Annotated in this window: 21 protein-coding genes; 14 read left to right on the forward strand and 7 right to left on the reverse strand. The window is 66.5% G+C overall.

Annotation, left to right across the window (positions count from 1 at the left end; all coding sequences use genetic code 11):
* Positions 1-30: 30 nt before the first annotated feature.
* A complete protein-coding gene (locus ABD729_RS08545) occupies positions 31-414 on the reverse strand; it encodes an acyl-CoA thioesterase (protein WP_344709819.1) in 384 nt (127 codons plus the stop codon).
* Between the two features lie 59 nt (positions 415-473).
* Between ABD729_RS08545 and ABD729_RS08550 the strand changes: the two genes are divergently transcribed.
* A complete protein-coding gene (locus tag ABD729_RS08550) occupies positions 474-1,172 on the forward strand; it encodes an NAD-dependent deacylase (RefSeq protein WP_344709820.1) in 699 nt (232 codons plus the stop codon).
* Here the strand turns inward: ABD729_RS08550 and era are convergent.
* The 3 genes from era to lepB are packed head-to-tail and all read right to left on the reverse strand — an operon-like array spanning position 1,169 to position 3,509.
* Positions 1,169-2,062, reverse strand: coding sequence for a GTPase Era (gene era / locus ABD729_RS08555; protein ID WP_344709821.1), 894 nt, complete (start codon positions 2,060-2,062; stop codon positions 1,169-1,171). The genes ABD729_RS08550 and era overlap by 4 nt on opposite strands.
* The gene (gene rnc / locus ABD729_RS08560; protein ID WP_344709822.1) at positions 2,059-2,721 is read right to left on the reverse strand and encodes a ribonuclease III; all 663 of its coding nucleotides are present in this window, start codon (positions 2,719-2,721) and stop codon (positions 2,059-2,061) included. The genes era and rnc overlap by 4 nt, the downstream gene beginning before the upstream one ends.
* Entirely contained in the window at positions 2,721-3,509 is a 789-nt protein-coding gene (gene lepB, locus ABD729_RS08565; RefSeq protein WP_425564879.1) for a signal peptidase I, read from the reverse strand. Before lepB ends, rnc begins: the two co-directional genes overlap by 1 nt.
* 84 nt (positions 3,510-3,593) lie before the next feature.
* Between lepB and pgi the strand changes: the two genes are divergently transcribed.
* From pgi to ABD729_RS08600, 7 genes are all read left to right on the forward strand, one after another.
* Entirely contained in the window at positions 3,594-5,087 is a 1,494-nt protein-coding gene (gene pgi, locus ABD729_RS08570) for a glucose-6-phosphate isomerase (RefSeq protein WP_344709823.1), read from the forward strand.
* Positions 5,084-6,436, forward strand: a complete 1,353-nt coding sequence (gorA, locus tag ABD729_RS08575; protein ID WP_344709824.1) for a glutathione-disulfide reductase — start codon at positions 5,084-5,086, stop codon at positions 6,434-6,436. The genes pgi and gorA overlap by 4 nt, the downstream gene beginning before the upstream one ends.
* Positions 6,437-6,452: 16 nt before the next feature.
* A complete protein-coding gene (locus ABD729_RS08580) occupies positions 6,453-8,048 on the forward strand; it encodes a phytoene desaturase family protein (protein WP_344711372.1) in 1,596 nt (531 codons plus the stop codon).
* A 99-nt stretch (positions 8,049-8,147) separates the two neighbouring features.
* Positions 8,148-9,299, forward strand: a complete 1,152-nt coding sequence (locus tag ABD729_RS08585; protein ID WP_344709825.1) for a CaiB/BaiF CoA transferase family protein — start codon at positions 8,148-8,150, stop codon at positions 9,297-9,299.
* 57 nt (positions 9,300-9,356) lie between these two features.
* Positions 9,357-9,614, forward strand: a complete 258-nt coding sequence (locus ABD729_RS08590; protein ID WP_344709826.1) for a hypothetical protein — start codon at positions 9,357-9,359, stop codon at positions 9,612-9,614.
* A 63-nt stretch (positions 9,615-9,677) separates the two neighbouring features.
* Positions 9,678-10,136, forward strand: coding sequence for a GreA/GreB family elongation factor (locus ABD729_RS08595; RefSeq protein ID WP_344709827.1), 459 nt, complete (start codon positions 9,678-9,680; stop codon positions 10,134-10,136).
* A 19-nt stretch (positions 10,137-10,155) separates the two neighbouring features.
* Positions 10,156-11,100 (forward strand): aldo/keto reductase family protein, encoded by a 945-nt coding sequence (locus ABD729_RS08600; RefSeq protein ID WP_344709828.1) that lies wholly within the window; start codon positions 10,156-10,158, stop codon positions 11,098-11,100.
* A 143-nt stretch (positions 11,101-11,243) separates the two neighbouring features.
* On the opposite strand, the gene ABD729_RS08605 is transcribed toward ABD729_RS08600, so the two are convergent.
* Positions 11,244-11,966, reverse strand: coding sequence for a hypothetical protein (locus ABD729_RS08605; RefSeq protein ID WP_344709829.1), 723 nt, complete (start codon positions 11,964-11,966; stop codon positions 11,244-11,246).
* The gene (locus ABD729_RS08610; protein ID WP_344709830.1) at positions 11,963-13,183 is read right to left on the reverse strand and encodes a toxic anion resistance protein; all 1,221 of its coding nucleotides are present in this window, start codon (positions 13,181-13,183) and stop codon (positions 11,963-11,965) included. The genes ABD729_RS08605 and ABD729_RS08610 overlap by 4 nt, the downstream gene beginning before the upstream one ends.
* A 200-nt stretch (positions 13,184-13,383) precedes the next feature.
* Here ABD729_RS08610 and ABD729_RS08615 point away from each other — a divergent pair, with 200 nt between their 5' ends.
* From ABD729_RS08615 to ABD729_RS08625, 3 genes are read left to right on the forward strand one after another with little or no spacing between them, the layout of a single operon-like run.
* Entirely contained in the window at positions 13,384-14,700 is a 1,317-nt protein-coding gene (locus ABD729_RS08615) for a pilus assembly protein TadG-related protein (protein WP_344709831.1), read from the forward strand.
* The gene (locus ABD729_RS08620) at positions 14,697-15,161 is read left to right on the forward strand and encodes a TadE/TadG family type IV pilus assembly protein (RefSeq protein ID WP_344709832.1); all 465 of its coding nucleotides are present in this window, start codon (positions 14,697-14,699) and stop codon (positions 15,159-15,161) included. The genes ABD729_RS08615 and ABD729_RS08620 overlap by 4 nt, the downstream gene beginning before the upstream one ends.
* Positions 15,161-15,565, forward strand: a complete 405-nt coding sequence (locus ABD729_RS08625; protein WP_344709833.1) for a TadE/TadG family type IV pilus assembly protein — start codon at positions 15,161-15,163, stop codon at positions 15,563-15,565. The genes ABD729_RS08620 and ABD729_RS08625 overlap by 1 nt, the downstream gene beginning before the upstream one ends.
* Here the strand turns inward: ABD729_RS08625 and ABD729_RS08630 are convergent.
* The gene (locus ABD729_RS08630) at positions 15,562-16,326 is read right to left on the reverse strand and encodes an enoyl-CoA hydratase-related protein (RefSeq protein ID WP_344709834.1); all 765 of its coding nucleotides are present in this window, start codon (positions 16,324-16,326) and stop codon (positions 15,562-15,564) included. The genes ABD729_RS08625 and ABD729_RS08630 overlap by 4 nt on opposite strands.
* A gap of 58 nt (positions 16,327-16,384) precedes the next feature.
* On the opposite strand from ABD729_RS08630, the gene fsa reads away from it, so the two are divergent.
* From fsa to ABD729_RS08645, 3 genes are read left to right on the forward strand one after another with little or no spacing between them, the layout of a single operon-like run.
* Complete coding sequence (gene fsa, locus ABD729_RS08635; RefSeq protein WP_344709835.1) at positions 16,385-17,038, forward strand: fructose-6-phosphate aldolase; 654 nt, start codon at positions 16,385-16,387, stop codon at positions 17,036-17,038.
* A gap of 54 nt (positions 17,039-17,092) precedes the next feature.
* Positions 17,093-17,650: a DUF484 family protein gene (locus ABD729_RS08640; RefSeq protein ID WP_344709836.1), complete on the forward strand. Its 558-nt coding sequence runs from the start codon at positions 17,093-17,095 to the stop codon at positions 17,648-17,650.
* The gene (locus ABD729_RS08645) at positions 17,632-18,555 is read left to right on the forward strand and encodes a tyrosine-type recombinase/integrase (protein WP_344709837.1); all 924 of its coding nucleotides are present in this window, start codon (positions 17,632-17,634) and stop codon (positions 18,553-18,555) included. Before ABD729_RS08640 ends, ABD729_RS08645 begins: the two co-directional genes overlap by 19 nt.
* The last annotated feature ends 3 nt before the right edge of the window (positions 18,556-18,558 follow it).

The raw sequence follows: 18,558 nt of genomic DNA on the forward strand, positions 1-18,558 counted from the left end.
TGGCGTCGCGGCACGCGAGTGGCAACCGGCTCAGCCCGCGACGAAGCGGCTCACCACGTCCTTCGCCAGCCTCGCCGGACGCAGCGACGCCGCATCGAGGCAGCACCAGGTGCTTTTGACCTCGGCCAGAACATCCTCGCCGCGGCGGATCACCGTGGTAAAAAGTGCCTTGGCACCCTGCACTCGCTCCGCGATCACGTCGGCAACCACGACATCATTGAGGAAGGTGGGGCGCCGAAATTCGATCTCGTGCTTGAGCGCCACCCAGAGATGCCGCGCCACTGCCTCGGCCGGAGCGACCCCCTCCCAATAGCGAACAACCGCCTCCTGAACCCACTTCAGGTAGACGCTGTTGTTCACGTGACCCATGTGGTCGATATCAGAAGGGTCGATCCCGATGGCGTGGCGATACATGGCCTTGTTATCGGTCCTCGAGGTGCTGCTGACAATAGTGTAAACAAACAGGATCGAAGATGGTTGCCAGAAGCATCCTCGTGCTGACCGGAGCCGGCATCTCAGCCGACAGCGGCGTGCCCACCTTTCGAGCCGCCGACGGCTTGTGGGAAGGGCACCGCGTCGAGGACGTGGCAACCCCCGAGGCCTTTCGCCGCGATCCTTCGCTCGTTCACGCCTTTTACGACGCGCGCCGCGCTCACCTCGGCAAGGTCGAGCCAAACCGCGCGCACGTGGCACTGGCTGAGCTTGAACAAGCTTGGCCCGGCGACTTCCTGTTAGTTACGCAGAATGTCGACGATCTCCACGACCGCGCCGGTTCGAAAAACCTTGTCCACATGCACGGCGAGCTGAAGCGCGGATGGTGCCTCGCCTGCGGCAGTCGTTTCTCGTGGTCTGGCGCAATGGGGGAGGGGGCAAGCTGCCCCGTCTGCGCGACCTCGGGTCAGGTTCGGCCCGATATCGTGTGGTTCGGTGAGGAGCCCTATGCGATGGAGCGCATTGAGGACGCCGTTCGAACATGTGACCTGTTCGTCTCGATCGGGACCTCGGGTGCGGTTTATCCGGCGGCCGGGCTGGTGCAGACCGCGCGCTACGTCGGCGCCCACTGCGTCGAGCTGAACCTCGAGCCCAGCCAGGGCAGCATCTTCTTTCACGAAACCCGGCTCGGCCGGGCCTCTCAGATCGTCCCCGCCTGGGTCGAGGAACTGCTCGCCTAGTTCGACCAGTCGAGCCCGATGTCCTCGTACAGGCCCTTGTCTTCGCTCCAGCGCGGGTTGACCTTGACGTGGAGGAACAGGTGCACCTTGCGCCCGAGGTGTTCGCCGATCGCCTCGCGCGCTGCCGCGCCGATCGACTTCAGCTTGGAGCCGCCCTTGCCGAGCACGATCGCCTTCTGGCTGTCGCGCTCGATCAGGATCTGCTGGTGGATCACCGCGGAGCCATCCTTGCGCTCCTCCCACTTCTCGGTCTCGACGGCGCTGGCATAGGGGAGCTCGGCGTGCAGCTGCAGGTAAAGCTGCTCGCGGGTCAGCTCGGCGGCGACCATGCGGTCGGTCGCGTCGCTCAGCTGGTCCTCCGGATAATGCCACGGCCCCTCGGGCATGGCGGCGGCAAGGTGCCGCTTCACGTCCGCAACGCCATCGCCGCTGGTCGCCGAGATCATGAAGACCTCCTCGGGCCGAAGCCGGGCGCTGAGATCCGTCGCGAGCTTGAGCAAGTCGCCCTTGTTGGCGATATCGACCTTGTTGAGCACGAGGATCTTGGGCTCCGGCCGGTCTTCGATACCCTGCAGCACCATCTCGGCCCGCTGCCCGATGCTCGCCGCGGCGTCGATTACCAGAACCAGCCGGTCGGCGCTCTCGGCACCTTCCCAAGCCGCTTTCACCATCGCGCGGTCAAGTCGCCGCTTGGGCGAGAAGATGCCCGGCGTATCGACCAGCAGGATCTGGCTCGACCCTTCGATCGCGATTCCCATCAGCCGCGCCCGCGTGGTCTGCGCCTTGGGGCTGACGATCGCGACCTTCTGGCCCACCAACGCATTCACCAGCGTCGATTTGCCCGCGTTGGGCGCGCCGATCACCGCCACCAGGCCGCACTTCTGGGTCACCCGATCTTCTCCAGCAACGCGGCCGCAGCCGCCGTTTCCGCTTCCTGCTTGCTTGCGCCTTCGGCCTCGGTCTCGCCTGCGCCGGCGACGGTCACCTTCACCCGGAAGGTCGGCGCATGGTGCCGTCCGAACTGCCCCAGCAGTTCATAGACCGGCGCCCGCAGCCCCCGCGCAGCCGCGACTTCCTGCAGCAGCGACTTGGGATGCTGCGGCGCCTTCTTCTGTTCGTTGATGAAGCCTGCCCAGCTCTGCCGGATCAATCGGTCGGCCGCGTCCAGCCCGCCATCGAGCAACAGCGCGCCGAGCAGCGCTTCGACCACATCGCCCACGACATTGTCGGACAGCTGCGCATTATCCTCACGCGCCTGCTTGCCCAGCTTCATCAGCTTGGGCACGCCCCAGTTGCGCCCGACCTCGGCGCAGGTCTCGCGGGCCACCAGCGCATTGTACCGCCGGCTCATCTTGCCCTCGGGCTCCTCCGGGAAGCGTTCGAAAAGCCAGCGGGCGATCACCAGCCCGAGGACCCGGTCGCCGAGGAATTCCAGCCGCTCGTAGCTGTCCTTGCCGGCGCTTCCGTGGGTCAGCGCCCGCTCGAACAGCTTGCGGTCGTTCGGCCGGTAACCGAGCCGTTCGGAGACAAAGGAAGCGACGTCGCCCATCAATGCGCCATTCCGATCCGGTCCCAGCGCGCGGCGCTGAACCAGGTCCACGGAAGCAGCCAGGACGAGCTCCCGTCGGTCGACCAGAAGGTATAGGCCGCTCGTCCGATCAGCGATTCGATGGGGATGAACCCCATTCCGCCTGCTTCCGGCGCGATCCGGCTGTCGGCGCTGTCGTCGCGATTATCCCCCATCAGGAAGACGTGGCCGTCCGGCACCCGCACTGCTGCAAAGTCGTCAACGACCGGATTGTCGACCTGGTCGAGGACGACATATTTGCGGCCATTGGGAAGGGTTTCGCGATAGGCGGCATACAGGCACTGGCCGTTCGCTTCCTTCGGGACGACTGCGCGGCATGGCGTATTGGCGCTGATCCGCACCGGAAGGTCGCCGACCGGCTGCTGCGGCAGCGTCTTGCCATTCAGAACCACCCGGCCACCGCTTGTTCCGACCGTATCGCCGGGCAGGCCGATGACCCGCTTGATTACGTCATTGCCCTGCGGCCCGCGGAACACCACCACGTCGCCGCGTTCGGGCAGGGTCGCGAACAGTCTCCCGCTGATCGGTGGAAAGCCGAACAGGAAGCTCGCCCGGCTGTAGCCGTAGGGCCATTTGCTCACGAGCAGATAGTCCCCGATGTACAGGCCGGGCAGCATCGATCCCGACGGGATGCTGAAGGGCGCGGCGATCAGGCTTCGCAACACCCACGCGAACACCAGGATCATCAGCAGGCCGCGCAGCAGCCCGCCGCCCTCGCCGTTCGTCATCTTGTCCCTGGAATGCGCCATTGGCGGCGAGCCTTGGGCCGGGCAGGGGCCGCCGGTCAAGCATCGCAGGGTGGAATTCGAGCGCCGCCTCGCTATGTCCCGGCCATGTCTTCAGCCTTGCCCTCGCTCGCCTTTCTCGGCGCCCAGCCCCAGTCCACTCTTGCGGAGCTGTTCGCCGCCGATCCGGCGCGGGCGGAGGATTTCGCCCACGACCTTGGCGGTATCCGGTTCGATTTCGCCAAGACGCACCTGACGCGCGAGGCGATCGCCGCCTTTGATCCGGAACCCTATCACGACGCGCTTGCCCGCCTGTTTGCCGGTGAAGTCGTCAATCTGACCGAGGGGCGCGCGGCCGAACATCCCGCCGAACGCGGTTTCGGGTCGCCCGACGCCGTCGCGCTTGCCGCCCAGCGTCACAACCGGCTGCGGGCGCTGGTCGATGCGGTGGAGGCGGGCGCCTTTGGCGACATCACCGGCATCCTCCACATCGGCATCGGCGGATCGGCGCTCGGCCCTGCGTTGCTGGTCGACGCGCTTGGTCGCACCGAGCGCCGCTACCGGGTCGAGGTCCTCTCCAACATCGACGGCCAAGCGGTCGACGAGGCGCTTGGCAGGCTCGATCCGGCGACCACGCTCGTCGCCATTGCGTCGAAGACCTTCACCACCGCCGAAACGCTGCGCAACGCCGATGCGGCGCTCGCCTGGCTGGAAGGCGCCGGGGTCGAGGATCCCTACGGCCGCCTCATCGCCATCACGGCCGCGCCCGAAAAAGCAATCGAATTCGGCATCGACGAGACCCGCGTCCTCTCCTTCGCGCCAAGTGTCGGCGGCCGCTATTCGCTGTGGTCCGCGATCGGTTTCCCCGCCGCGCTCGCCCTCGGCACCGAAGCGTTCGAGGCGATGCTGGATGGCGCCGCGATGATCGACGAGCATGTCGTCGAAGCTCCCACCGACCAGAACGTGCCGCTGCTCGCCGCGCTTGCCGACCTCACCTACACCCAGGGCCGCGGGGCCGAGACCCGCGCGGTGTTCGCCTATGATGAACGGCTTCGCCTGTTGCCGTCCTATCTCCAGCAGCTGGTGATGGAATCGAATGGCAAGTCGGTCCGCCTCGACGGTTCACCCGCCGCCGGACCGACCTCCGCCATCCTGTGGGGCGGCACGGGCACCGATGCGCAGCATGCGGTGTTCCAGCTGCTTCACCAGGGCACCCACCTTGTGCCGGTCGAATTCGTCGCCGTCGCCGAAGCCGCCGATGAACAGGACCCCGCCCACCACCGCGAGCTTCTCCTCAACTGCTTCGCGCAAGGGGCCGCTTTGATGACCGGCCGCGTGTCGGACGATCCGCATCGCCACTATCCGGGCGACCGGCCCTCCATCACCATCCTCCTCGAGGACCTCGACCCGGCGTCACTGGGCGCGCTGATCGCCTTCTACGAGCACCGCACCTTCGCCGAGGCCGTGCTGCTTGGCATCAACCCCTTCGACCAGTTCGGGGTCGAGCTCGGCAAGGACATGGCCCGCGCCATCGACGATCCGGACACCCGCGCCGGCTTCGACCCTTCGACCCGCGCTTTGATCGAGAAGGCAGGCCTGTGACCGACCCGACCTACGATTACGACCTGTTCGTCGTCGGTGCCGGCTCGGGCGGCGTCCGCGCGGCGCGCATCGCTGCCGGGCACGGCGCCCGCGTCGCCGTCGCCGAGGAACATCGTGTCGGCGGCACCTGCGTCATCCGTGGCTGCGTGCCCAAGAAGCTGCTCGTCTACGGCGCCCATTTCGCCGAGGACCTCGACGACGCAGCCATGTTCGGGTGGGACATTCCGCAACGCCGGTTCGACTGGCCGGTGCTGCGCGACAATGTTCTGGCGGAGGTCGGCCGGCTGGAAGGCCTTTACGGCCAGACCCTCGCCAACCACGATGTCACCGTATTCAAAAGCCGCGCGGTCCTGACCGGGCCCAATGCGCTCCGCCTCGACGATGGCCGCACCGTCACCGCGGGCAAGATCCTGCTCGCTCCCGGCGCGCGCCCGGCGCTACCCGAGGTACCGGGCATCGAGCATGCCCTCACCTCCAACGAGGTGTTTCATCTGGAACGCATGCCGAAGCGCGTGGTGATTGCGGGCGGCGGCTACATCGCCAACGAATTCGCGGGCGTGTTCCACCAGCTCGGTGCGCACGTCACCATCGTCAATCGCTCCGACACCATCCTGCGCGGCTATGACGAGCAGATCGTCGACCGCCTGGTGAAGACCAGCCTCGCCAAGGGCATCGACTTCCGCTTCAACGCCGGCTTCGACGCGATCGAGCGCCAGGACGACGGCTCGATCCTGTGCCGGATGAAGGGCTGCGACGACATCCACGCCGACGAGGTGCTGTTCGCGATCGGCCGCATGCCCAATACCGAGGGCCTCGGGCTCGAGGAGCTGGGGGTCAAGCTGACCGAGCGCGGCGCGGTGGTGGTAGACGACCAGTATCGCTCCTCGGTCCCGTCGATCTTCGCCGTCGGCGACGTCACCGACCGCATCCAGCTCACCCCCGTCGCCATCCGCGAGGGCCATGCCTTTGCCGACACCCAGTTCGGCGACAAGCCGTGCACCGTCGACTACCAGTGCATCCCGAGCGCGGTCTTTTCGCATCCGCCGATCGGCTCGGTCGGCCTCACCGAGGGCCAGGCCAAGAACAAGCTGGGCGTCATCCGTACCTACACCTCGGACTTCCGCCCGATGAAATATGTGCTGGCCGGCCGCAACGAGCGCGCGCTCTACAAGATCGTTGTCGACGAAGGATCGGACAAGGTGGTCGGCGTCCACATGATCGGCCCCGACGCGCCCGAGGTGCTCCAGGCCGCCGCCATCGCGGTCAAGGCCGGGCTGACCAAGGCCGACTTCGACGCCACCGTCGCGCTTCACCCGACCATGGCCGAGGAACTGGTCCTGATGCGCTGACCCGGATAGGGCCGTCATCGTGACCAATTACGACGCGATCATCATCGGGGCCGGGCACAACGGCCTCGTCTGCAGCTTCTATCTCGCGAAAAAGGGCCTCAAGGTCCTTCTTCTCGAAGCGCAAGACAAGGTCGGCGGCGCGGCCGTCACCGACGAATTCCTGCCCGGCTTCCGCAACAGCGCGGCAAGCTACACGGTAAGCCTCCTGAACCCCAAGGTCATCCGCGACCTCGACCTCGCCCGCCACGGGCTGAAGGTCGTCCTCCGCAGGACCGACAACTTCCTCCCCGGCGAGGAGGGCGACTACCTGCTGTCGGGCCGCGGCGGCCTCACCCGCGCCGAAATCGTCCGCCACCATGCCGAGGACGGCCCCGCCTACGACCGCTACATGGCCGAACTCGAAACGGTCGTGCCCCTCATCCGCAAGTGGATCCTGAAGGCTCCGCCCGAAGCCGGCGCGGGCCTTGGCGGGCTTCCCAGCATCCTCGCCCTCGGCCGGGACCTCGTCGGCCTCTCCACCGCCGAAGTCCGCACCGTCCACGAATATGCGACCAAGTCGGCCGGCGACATCCTCGACCGCCACTTCCGCGGCGACCTTGCCAAGGCGTTGTTCGGCTTCGACGGCGTGGTCGGCAACTTCGCCAGTCCCTATGCGGCCGGGACCGCCTACGTCCTCCTCCATCATCTGTTTGGCGAAGCGGCCGGCGTTCCGGGGGCATGGGGCCACGCGATCGGCGGCATGGGCGCGATCACCCGCGCCATGGCCAAGGCCGCGCGCGAAGCGGGCGTCGACATCATCCTTAATGCCCCGGCAGAGGAGATCATCGTCGACAAGGGCAGGGCGGCCGGGGTCGTCGCCAGCGGCAAGGCGTGGCGCGCGCCTCAGGTCATCGCGGGCATCAACCCGCGCCTGCTGTTCACGAAGCTGGTGCCGCAGGGCGCCGTGCCCCAGCCGATCCACGATCACCTGACTCGCTGGTCGTGCGAAAGCGCAACCTTCCGGATGAACGTCGCGCTGTCCGAACTCCCGCGCTTCACGGTGAAGCCCGAAACCGGCGACCACCTTACCGGCGGCATCATCATCGCCCCCAGCCTCGCCTACATGGACCGCGCCTATGACGAGGCGAAGCAGGGCGGCTGGTCGAAGCAGCCGATCGTCGAGATGCTGATCCCCTCCACCCTCGATTCCAGCCTCGCGCCCAAGGGCATGCATGTCGCCAGCCTGTTTTGCCAGCATTTCCGCTACGAACTTCCGGGCGGCAAGAGCTGGGACAAGGTCCGCGACAAGGTTGCCGATCACGTCATCGCCACCGTCGATCGCCACGCGCCCGGCTTCGCGGCAAGCGTCATCGGCCGGCAGATCCATTCGCCCCTCGACCTAGAACGCCGCTTCGGCCTCGTCGGCGGCGACATCTTCCACGGCAAGATGGGCCTCGACCAATTGTTCAGCGCCCGGCCGATGATCGGCGCCGCCGACTACCGGATGCCGCTTGCCGGCCTCTACCTCTGCGGCTCGGGTGCGCATCCCGGCGGCGGAGTGACCGGCGCGCCCGGCCACAATGCCGCGCAGGCGGTGCTCGCCGACCGCAAGCCTTGGCGCCGCCGCGCATGAGCACGCGTGCTTCGACTTCGCTCAGCACAAACGGTAGCTTGCGAGCATGATCGTCAGTCCTGAGCGGAGCGCAAAGCGCGTAGTCGAAGGGCGCAAGGCGTGACCAGGCCCCTCGCCGGAATCCGCGTCCTCGACCTCAGCCGCGTCCTCGCCGGGCCGTGGTGCACGCAGCTCCTTGCCGACCTCGGCGCCGACGTGATCAAGATCGAGCGGCCGGGCGCCGGCGACGACACCCGCCATTGGGGCCCGCCCTGGCACGACGAGGGCGAGGAACGCGTCGCCGCCTATTTCCTCGCCGCCAATCGCGGCAAGCGAAGCGCCGCCATCGATCTCGCCAGCGCCGAAGGGGCCGAACAGGTCGCTCGCCTCGCCGATCGCAGCGACGTCGTGGTCGAAAACTTCAAGGTCGGCGCGCTCGCCAGATATGGCCTCGATTCCGCGACGCTTCGGAAACGCAATCCGCGCCTCGTCTACGCCAGCATCACCGGCTTTGGTCAGGACGGCCCGCGCGCCGGGCAGGCCGGCTATGACTTCATGATCCAGGGCCAGGCCGGCCTGATGAGCGTCACCGGACTTCCCGACACGGTCGAAAATGGCGGCCCGCTCCGCGCGGGGGTCGCGATCGTCGACCTCTTCACCGGCATGTATACCGCCAATGCGATCCTCGCCGCGCTGGTCCGCCGCGGCACGACGGGGGAGGGGGCGACGATCGACAGCGCGCTGTTCGACTGCGGCCTCGCCATGCTGGCCAACCAGGCGTCGAACTATCTCGTCAGCCAGGAAAGTCCGGGCCGCCAGGGCAACAGCCACCCCAATCTCGTACCCTACCAGCCCTTCGCCTGCGCCGATCAGCCGCTGATCATCGCCGTCGGCAACGACCGCCAGTTCGCCGCCCTCGCTGCCATGCTGGGCCATGCCGAATGGGCCGTGGAAGAACGTTATGCGACAAACGCCGCCCGCATCGCTCACCGCGCCGAACTAGTCGCCGCGATCGAGGCGATCACCCGCACCAGGCTCGCCGCTTACTGGTACGAAGCGTGCGAGCGCGCCGGCATCCCCGCCGGGCCGATCAACGATATCGCGCAGGCGCTTGCCGACCCGCAGGCGACCCACCGCGCCATGCTGCGGGAGATGGAGGGCATGCGTCTCCTCGGCAGCCCGCTCCGTCTCGATGGTGAGCGGATGGACAGCGATCGACTGCCCCCGCGCCTCGGGGAGCATACCGCCGAAATCCTCGCCGAGCTCGACTGACCCCCTCGGACAATCTGCCCAATGTCGTCTTCCGGAGGCGCGACGTACACCCGTCCCATGCAGACCGATCGCGACAAGGCCACGGCGGAATTCAAGCGCGTGATGAAGCTGATCCTCGCCTTCGCCGTCATCTTCACGATCGGCGCCTTGGGCTATCTTGGCGCTACGGGCGAACTCTACCTGCACATGGTCGTCGCCGTGATCGGCGGCGTGTTCATCTCGGTCCTGCTCGGCTGCGGCCTGTTCGCCGCCGCCTTCTTCAGCGACAAGAGCGGTCACGACCAGAGCGTGACCGAGGCGACGCGCCGCAACTGACTGCGCTGTTCGGTGGTTTGGAACCACTGTAATGAGTGTCATGACCAACCCCCGGCCCGCATCATGAGCGTCGCCTTCCGCCGCGAAAGCGATGAAGAGCATCTCGAACCCAAGTACGAGCTGCCGATCCCGCCCGGCCCCAACCTCGTCACCACGCGCGGCCTTGCCCTGATCGAGGCCCGCGTCGCCGAGCTCGAAGCGCGCCTCGCCGAGCCCATGGAGGAAGAGCAGCGCAAGAAGGTCCAGCGCGACGCCCGCTACTGGCTCAATCGCCGCGCCACCGCGCAGCTCGTGCCCGTTCCCGACGGCGAGGAAGTCGCGGTCGGTACCCGCGTCACCTTCGCCCGCAACGGCCAGTCGCGTACGATCCTCATCGTCGGCCATGACGAGAGCGACCCCGAAACCGATCGCATCGCCTTCACCGCCCCGTTGGTTCGCGCCATGCTTGGGCAGGCCGAGGGCGACGAGGTCGCGCTTGCCGACGGCCAGACCCTGACCATCGAGGCCATCGAGCCCGCCTGACCATCCGGAGACCAGACCAATGCAAACCCGCCGTCTCGGGGACAGCGACCTCCACGTGTCCGAAATCTCGCTCGGCTCCTGGCTGACCTATGGCGTGGGGGTCGAGGCGGACAAGGCCCGCCGCTGCCTCGATGCCGCCTTCGATGCCGGGATCAACTTCATCGACACCGCCAACGTCTACGGCCGCGGCGCCGCCGAAAGCTTCCTCGGCGAGGCATTGGCCGACCGGCCTCGCGACAGCTACGTGCTTGCGACCAAGCTCTTCTTTCCCATGTCCGACCACGACCGCGGCCTCTCCCGCGCGCAGGTCGAAAAGCAGCTCGACGCCTCCTTGAAGCGCCTGCGGACCGACGTGATCGACCTCTACCAATGCCACCGTTACGACGATTCGACCCCGCTTGAGGAAACGATGGAGGCGCTGTCCGACGCCGTGCGCAGCGGCAAGGTCCGCTACCTCGGATTTTCCGAATGGCCGGTGGACCGGATCCGGGCCGCGATCGACATGGCGGGGGTCGAGAAGTTCGTTTCCAGCCAGCCCCAATACAGCCTCCTCCACCGCGATCCGGAAGAGGACGTCATCCCGCTTTGCGCCGCCAACGGGATTTCTCAGATCGTCTGGTCACCGCTCGGCCAGGGCGTGCTGACCGGCAAGTACAAGCCCGGCGAGGCGCCGGCGACCGGTACCCGCGCCACCAGCGATGAGATGGGCGGCTTCATCAAGGGCCTGATGACCCCCGCAATCCTCGATGCCGTCCAGCAGCTCCGCCCACTCGCCGACGAAGCCGGACTCTCGCTCTCGCAGTTCGCACTCGCCTGGGTGCTTCGTGAACCCAATGTCGCCAGCGCCATCATCGGCGCTTCCCGCCCCGAACAGGTCCACGAGAATGCCGTGGCCTCGGGCGCGAAGGTCGATCCCGCGCTGTTCGCCAAGGCCGAACGGATCGTCGCGGCGGCGCGCCGGTAGGGCTGCTTCCTTTCGTGCTTGAACAATAGGATTTGAGCTGCTCACAAGGGCTCAAGTCATTGAGGCGAAAGGTTCATCGGAAGGGCAGGGGCATGGGGTGCCAGACCCCCGCACCCTGTCAACTTCGACAACTTAGGTAAGCGCTACTCGCTCTGGCCGTAGCGGCTTTCGATGAAGCGTCCCTGCGTGCTGAACGCATCGACATCGCGCTTGGCCAGCCTCTCGCTGACCTCGTCCAAGGCGGTCCGCGATGCGCTCAGGCCCTCGACCAGCCTTTGGTCGACGGTCTTGCCCTCGCCGTCCGCTTCTGCGCGGTAGGCTGCCGGCACCTTGGCGTAGCGGTCGATAAGGCCCGGCAGGTGGATGCTCATCAGGCGCCGCGCGTCCTGCGCGTCGGGGTCCAGCGGATCGGTCCGGTCCAGCGTCTGCTTGAGCGTGCCGAGGCTGTTGCTGATCGAGTCCACGACCTCCTGCGCCGGAGCGGGGAGGGCACGGCGGTTCTGGTAGAGGTAGCTTCCGAACCGCTGCACCATCTCGCCGTTGGAGACATCCTTGGGCACGGCGGTGACCGGCTCCTCGCGCACGCCCCAGACGAACAGCAGGGCCGCGACGGCGACCGCCAGAAGCACCGCGGCGAGGAAGCCGAACAGCCCGATCGGGGTCACCACTCCGACCATGATCGCACCGAGGCTGACCGCAAGCAGCGCCAGCGCCGAATTGCGCCCGGCCTTGCCGTAGCGCTTGATCGTCCGCTGCCGCTCCTGCCGCGCCTGCGTCGCGATCGGTCCCTGCTTTTCATCGACGACCGCCATTACCCGGTCGAACCGGGCAAGCGCCTTCGAAACCTTGTCGTCGGTCCCGGTCACTTGACCTCGATCGCGGCGAACGGCGAGCTCGCCTCCAGCCGGTTGCCGCCGCTGTTAGCGCCCTCGGCGCGGGCGATGTAGCCGCGGCTCTTCTCCACCTCGTTGCCGAGGGTGTTGACCGTCTGCTTCATGTTCTCGAGCGCCTTCAGCTTGAAGCTGTCGATCGAGTCCATCGTGTCATAGATGTTCTGGAACGCCCGCTGCAGCGTCTCCAGCGGAATGGTCGAGCTTGCGGCCTGCTCGTGAATGGTCGCCGACTGGCTCTTCAGCAGCTGCCCGGTCGAATCGATCATCCCTGCGGTGGTCGTGTTGAGCGCCCCGATCTGCTCCAGCACCAGCCGCTGGTTGGTGAGCGCCTGCGCCACCGTCACCGCCGTGCGAAGCGCAGAGACGGTGGTGGTCGACGCGCGGTCGACACCCTTCACCAGTTCGACGTTGTTCTTCTTGACGATGTCGAGCGCGAGATAGCCCTGCACGGTCACCGCCATCTGCGTCAGCAAGTCGGTGGTCCGCTGCCGGGTGTAGAAGAGGGCGGTCTCGCGGATCGCCTTGGCCTTCATCGGATCGGTCGCATCGAGCTGGGCCGCCTTCTCCTCCAGCTTGCCATCAAGCGCCTTGGAGATGTGGATCATCTGCTCGAGCTTGTGCATCGTCTTCCAGAGGTTGGCGCGCTCGGTGTCGATGGCGGCATTGTCCATCAGGAGCTCGTCCTTGCCGCTCTGCAGCCGCGCGAGGATCGCGCTGATGTGCCCCTGCGCGCTTTGATACTGGCGGAAGTAGTTCTTGATCGACTTACCGAAAGGGATCAGCCCGAACAGCTTCCTGGTCGGGGTCAGCGCTCCGTTCCGCTTGGGATCGAGCGCCTCGACCGTCGAACGCAGCTGCGTCAGGTCGGCGCCGATCCCGGTGTCGCTGTCAATCGCCTTGACCGGCCGGTCGAGGAACCGGTTCGACGCGCCCGCCGCCTCCGAAATCTCCTTGCGCCCCATGGCGGTCAGCTGGTCGACCTTCTTGCCGAAGTCGGGGCTGTTGGCATCGAGCGCGACCAGTTCATCGACGAAGCTGTCGACCTTCTGTTCGAGCGCGCTGCGTTCGGTTTCCTTGAGCGGCACCAGGCCCGCGGCTTCCTGCGGCACGACCGGCTGCAGCACCTCGGGCGGATCAAGCTTGAGCTTGGTTGCGGTGGGAGCAGCGGTTGCAGTCGGATCGGTGGCCATGATGTCCTTTTTCCCCTTCTCGATCGAACATGGCCGTCGGCGGCCCTGCGCGCAAGAAGTCGGTGTATTGTAAGGGTGATACAGCCCGTCTTCAAGCAAGTGATGATGCTCTGCGGGCCGTTAACTCTTCTTCAAAGGGATTCACTCACCTTGTTGGGGCTACCACCCGGGTTCGGTTCCATGATCTTGAGGCCATTTCGATGCTGCGACTGCTGAAAAAGCTCCGGCGCAACGAGCGTGGTAACATCCTCATCATCGTTGCGGCGGCGATGCCGCTGCTGGTCGGATCGGCCGGCCTTGCGGTGGATACCATCCAGTGGGCGCTGTGGAAGCGCCAGCTCCAGCGTGCCGCCGATTCCGCGGCCATGGCGGGCGTCTACGAGCGGGTGCGCGCCGGCGGCGACACGGCTGGCGTCGCCAATGCGGTGTCTTCCGATCTGGCGATCAATCAGCGTACGGGCATTACCTTGCTGGCGGACCCGGTCATCACCTTTCCGGCCAGCACCACCGACATGACCAACCAGGTCAAGGTCGAGCTCAAGGTGCGCAAGACTTTGGCCTTCAGCAGCTTCTTCATGGCGGAGGCCCCGACCATTCCTGCCGTGGCGACGGCGGCGGGTGTCCCGGGCGGCGGCGAATATTGCGTGATGGGCCTGGATCGCCGTTCGACCGTGGTCGGCATCGACATCGGCGGCAGCACGACCGTCGACATGGAAAAATGCTCGCTGATCGCCAATTCGGCGAACCCGACCAATGCCGCTACGAATACCGGTAATGCTTCGACGGTGAAGGCGAAGAGGCTTGCTGCGGGTGGCGCAATCCAGGCATCGGCGAAATGGCAGGTCGAAGGTTACGATCCCTACAGCCCGCCCGCCGACGATCCCTATGCCGGCACCGCGATGCCGAGCAGCCCGTCGGAGTGCACCCGGACCGCGAACATCTCCGACAAGCAGCAAGATTATCCGATGAACCGCTCGAGCATCGACAAGGCGGGCGACATCGTGTGCATCAACGGCGACCTCAAGATCGCGGGACAGCTCACGCTCGGGCCGGCGACCTACGTCATCAACGGTGGCGATTTCATCATGAATTCGTCGACCAGCGGGGTCGGTGTAACCTGTTCGAGCTGCTCGTTCCTTCTCACGAAGTTCGGCGACCCCACCAAAACGGGGAATTTCAAGATTACTGGCGGCAACCTCAACGTAACTGCTCCGACGTCCGGCACCTACGCTGGTATCGCCTTCTACCAGGACATCCGGGCGACGGACAACGACAGCAAGAGCCAGAACCAGTTCAACGGGAATGGCGGATCGGTCATCACCGGAGCGATCTACACTCCCAACCGATCGCTGCTTTACAATGGCGGCGCGGGCGTGACCTCGGGTCCGGCGTGCGTCCAGATCATCGGCAAGCGGGTCGAGTTCACCGGTAATTCGAAGATCAAGCTGTTCAGCGAATGCGCGACCGGGGGCAAGAATGGCGGCGGCAGCGTGATCCGCGTGAGGCTTGTCGCATGAGGCGGCTTTTCAAATCGCTCCGGAAGGACGAGCGCGGGCTCGCGACGGTCGAACTTGCGCTGAGCGCAACCATGCTCAGCATCATGGTCGCGGGCATCGCCGACCTCAGCCTTGCCTACAGCCGCAAGCTCGCGCTCGAACAGGCCGCGCAGCGCGCGATCGAAAAGCAGATGCAGACCACCGGCGAGGATACGCCGGAAGGAACGCTCAAATCCGAAGCGATCGCGCAGGCGGGCGGGGGACTGACCGCCGACAAGATCACGGTCACCTACACCCGCTATTGCGATGGCGTGAAGCGCAACACCTATCTCAGCGACCGGTGCGTCGCCCCGCAGATCACGACCCGTTACCTGGCGATCCAGATCTACGACGATTACACGCCAATCCTGCCGATCACTTTCGGTACCCTGGTGGACGGCAAGTATCGCGTGCGAGCGCAAGCAGGAGTGAGGATCCAGTGATGATCTTCAAGGATCTGGCGCGCGACGAACGCGGTGCGACCATCGTCGAACTCGCCTTCGCCTTTCCCATCGCCATCACCTTCATCTGGATGATCGCCCAGATGGGCATGCTGTTCCGCGCCAATTCGGGAATTCAGCATTCGCTCGGCCAGGGCGCGCGCACCGCGACGCTGTGGCCAACGCCCACCGCCACGACGATTAAGCAGAAGATGACCGACGCGGTCTATGGAATCGGGCCGGGCACCTTCAAGATCACGGTACCGGCGACGCCGGTCGAGGATCCGACCGACAAGGCCAAGTATCTCGACCTTCAGGTGACCTACGAGCAGAGCACCAGCATGCTGTTCTTCCCCGGTCCTGAAATCCAGATCACCAAGAAGAAGAGGGTCTGGGTCGCGTCCTAACCGCGGGCGTTTCGCCCGGCGAAGAAGGCCATGATGGCCTGTTTGACCTCATCCGAGGTCAGCCGTTCGGAAAAGTGGCCGTTTTCCCACTCCATCCGCTCGAGCACGGCGTCGTGCGACGTGCCGCGCAGGAGGCGCTGGGTCAGGCGAAGCGCTTCGGGCGGGCGGGAAAGAAGGTCGCCCATCACCTTGCCGAGGCGCTCGGCAAGGCCGCCCGCGGGCGCGCGGTGGGTGACGAGGCCGAAGCGTTCCGCCTCGTCGACGCCGAACGCCTCGCCAAGCAGCAGATATTTGGCGGCGAGCTGGCGGCCGGCCAGTTGCGGAAGGATCAGCGAGCTTGCGGCCTCCGGTACCAGGCCAAGTTCGGTGAACGGCATCTTGAAGCGCGTTCCTTCCTCGGCGACGACGAGATCGCAGTGGAACAGGATAGTCGTGCCGATGCCGACCGCATTGCCGTGGACGGCGGCCACCAGCGGCACCTTGTTGGTGGCAAGCACGCGCAGCAGCCGCCAGACCGGGACGTCGGTCTGCCCGTCCTGCGGCAATTCCTTCATGAAGTCGGCGAGGTCGTTGCCGCCGGTGAAATCGACCCCTTCGCCCTCGAGCGTGATGACGCGGATTTCGGGATCGTCCTGCGCGGCGGTCAGGGCGTCGGCGAGCGCGGCATACATGGCGACGGTGATCGCATTGCGCCGTTCCGGCCGGTTGAAGGCGAGGCGAAGGTGGGCGCCGTTGCGCTCGGCAAGGAAATGCTCGGTCATGGACGCTTGTGTGCCGCGCCGCTAAGCGCAGGGCAACTGCACTTGGGATGGTACCGACATGAAGTTTTTCGCCGATACTGCCGACCTCGCCGATATTCGCGAGCTGATGGACACCGGGCTCCTCGACGGCGTCACCACCAACCCCAGCCTGATCATGAAGTCGGGCCGCGACTTCATCGAGACAGTTACCGAGATCGCGCGCATCTGCCCCGGCCCGGTCTCGGCCGAAGTGGTCGCGCTCGACCATGAGGGGATGATGCGCGAGGCCGAGGTGCTGCGGCGGATTGCCGACAACGTCACCGTCAAGGTGCCGCTCACCATTGACGGGCTCAAGACCTGCAAGGCGCTGACCAGCGACGGAACGATGGTCAATGTGACCCTCTGCTTCTCGGCCAACCAGGCGCTCCTCGCCGCCAAGGCGGGAGCGAGCTTCATCTCGCCCTTCGTCGGCCGCCACGACGATATCGGCTACCCGGGGATGGAGCTGATCGCCGATATCCGGATGATCTACGACAATTACGATTTCGGGACCGAAATCCTGGTCGCGAGCGTGCGCAATCCGATCCACGTCCACGAGAGCGCCAAGCTTGGCGCCGACGTGATGACCGCGCCGCCGAGTGTCATCAAGGCACTATTCAATCACCCGCTGACCGAGAAGGGAATCGCGGCCTTCATGAAGGACTGGGAATCGACCGGTCAGAAGATCGGCTGACGACCGTTGCGTCCAGGCACTGGACGTTAACCTTCCTGGCCATAGACTGTGCGCATGGGACAGCTCCTCTCCTTCGAGGATCATGCGCTTGCGCGGTTGCGCGCGCGGGTCGCCGCCGCCGAGGAGGCGCGGGAAGACCTGCTCGCCTTCGCGCGCGGCCAGTCGGGCGCGGTTGCGGCCATCCACCAGGCGGTGCTCGCCGCGATGGACACGACCGACTTCGATCATCTGCTGCACGTGGTGGTCCAGGAATGGCCGCTGATCCTCGGCCTCGACGCCGTGGCGCTCGGGCTGATCGTCGGCACCCAGGGATTCCGGATCGATTCGAGCGGCGTGCAGCATTGCGAGGCTGCGCTGCTGCGCCAATGGATGGGCGGCGGTGAGCCGGTCGAGCTTCGCACTGTCGAGCGCGGCCATGCCCTGTTCGGGCCGGCCTGCGACCTGATCGGGGCCGAAGCGCTGATCCGCCTGCCCGATGCACTGCCCGAGGCAGTGCTGCTGCTTGGCCAGCGCGGGTCGGAACCGATGGATGGGCGGCACGGGTCGGAACTGCTGCTGTTCCTCGGGGCCAGCCTCGGCGCTATGCTTCGGCGGTGGACGCTGACCAACTGACCACCGATTGCCGCGCGCTCGCCGCCCGCTTTGACGCGCGGCTTCGGCTCGAGCGGAGGGCAAGCGTGCACACCGCGCGCGCCTATGTCGCGACGGCGCACCGGTTGCTCAACTTTCTCGCGCTTCACCGGGGCGGGCCGGTGGCGCCCTCCGACCTCGTCACGCTGGAGGCATCCGACCTTCGTGCCTTCCTCGCGGCACGGCGCGGGGAGGGACTCGGCGCGTCGGCGGCGGCACGCGAGATGTCGGCGGTGCGCGCCTTCCTGCGCTTTGCCGCCGATCAGCTGGGGACAAGCCCCGCGCTGCCCCGGATCGCGACGCCCAAGCGTCCCCGGACCCTGCCGCGCCCCGCCGCACCGGCCGACGCGATTGCGCTTGCCGAAGAGACCGGCGCGATGGCCCGACACCCGTGGATCGCGGCCCGTGACACCGCCCTCTTGCTGTTGCTGTACGGGTCGGGGCTGCGCATCTCGGAGGCGCTCGGGCTGCCGGCGTCGGTGCACCCGCTTGGCGAGACGCTGCGGGTGACCGGCAAGCGAGGCAAGACGCGGGTGGTCGCCGTACTGCCGCTGGTGGCAGAGGCTGTCGGGCATTACGCCGCGCTCTGTCCGTGGCCGCTGACGTCCGACGCGCCGCTGTTCCGGGGGGCGAAGGGCGGGGCGTTAAGTGCAGACGTCGTTCGGCGCGCGGTGGCTTCGGCGCGCCGAACGCTGGGGCTGAGCGACCGCATCACCCCGCATGCGCTTCGGCACAGCTTTGCAACGCATCTGCTGGCCGGGGGCGCCGACCTGCGATCGCTGCAGGAGCTGCTCGGCCATGCGAGCCTGAGTTCGACGCAGGTCTATACTGCGGTGGACGCCGCCCACATGCTCGACGTCTGGCGGACCGCGCACCCGCGATCCTGAGCG

The organism is Sphingomonas humi (assembly GCF_039536725.1).
GTDB lineage: Bacteria > Pseudomonadota > Alphaproteobacteria > Sphingomonadales > Sphingomonadaceae > Sphingomicrobium > Sphingomicrobium humi.

Excerpts from the sequence above, each read along its gene's own strand:
- ABD729_RS08545 (WP_344709819.1), bottom strand. The coding sequence starts at position 414 with ATGTATCGCCACGCCATCGGGATCGACCCTTCTGATATCGACCACATG.
- ABD729_RS08550 (WP_344709820.1), top strand. The coding sequence starts at position 474 with ATGGTTGCCAGAAGCATCCTCGTGCTGACCGGAGCCGGCATCTCAGCC.
- rnc (WP_344709822.1), bottom strand. The coding sequence starts at position 2,721 with ATGGGCGACGTCGCTTCCTTTGTCTCCGAACGGCTCGGTTACCGGCCG.
- lepB (WP_425564879.1), bottom strand. The coding sequence starts at position 3,509 with ATGGCGCATTCCAGGGACAAGATGACGAACGGCGAGGGCGGCGGGCTG.
- pgi (WP_344709823.1), top strand. The coding sequence starts at position 3,594 with ATGTCTTCAGCCTTGCCCTCGCTCGCCTTTCTCGGCGCCCAGCCCCAG.
- ABD729_RS08590 (WP_344709826.1), top strand. The coding sequence starts at position 9,357 with ATGCAGACCGATCGCGACAAGGCCACGGCGGAATTCAAGCGCGTGATG.
- ABD729_RS08595 (WP_344709827.1), top strand. The coding sequence starts at position 9,678 with ATGAGCGTCGCCTTCCGCCGCGAAAGCGATGAAGAGCATCTCGAACCC.
- ABD729_RS08600 (WP_344709828.1), top strand. The coding sequence starts at position 10,156 with ATGCAAACCCGCCGTCTCGGGGACAGCGACCTCCACGTGTCCGAAATC.
- ABD729_RS08610 (WP_344709830.1), bottom strand. The coding sequence starts at position 13,183 with ATGGCCACCGATCCGACTGCAACCGCTGCTCCCACCGCAACCAAGCTC.
- ABD729_RS08615 (WP_344709831.1), top strand. The coding sequence starts at position 13,384 with ATGCTGCGACTGCTGAAAAAGCTCCGGCGCAACGAGCGTGGTAACATC.
- ABD729_RS08620 (WP_344709832.1), top strand. The coding sequence starts at position 14,697 with ATGAGGCGGCTTTTCAAATCGCTCCGGAAGGACGAGCGCGGGCTCGCG.
- ABD729_RS08625 (WP_344709833.1), top strand. The coding sequence starts at position 15,161 with ATGATCTTCAAGGATCTGGCGCGCGACGAACGCGGTGCGACCATCGTC.
- ABD729_RS08630 (WP_344709834.1), bottom strand. The coding sequence starts at position 16,326 with ATGACCGAGCATTTCCTTGCCGAGCGCAACGGCGCCCACCTTCGCCTC.
- fsa (WP_344709835.1), top strand. The coding sequence starts at position 16,385 with ATGAAGTTTTTCGCCGATACTGCCGACCTCGCCGATATTCGCGAGCTG.
- ABD729_RS08640 (WP_344709836.1), top strand. The coding sequence starts at position 17,093 with ATGGGACAGCTCCTCTCCTTCGAGGATCATGCGCTTGCGCGGTTGCGC.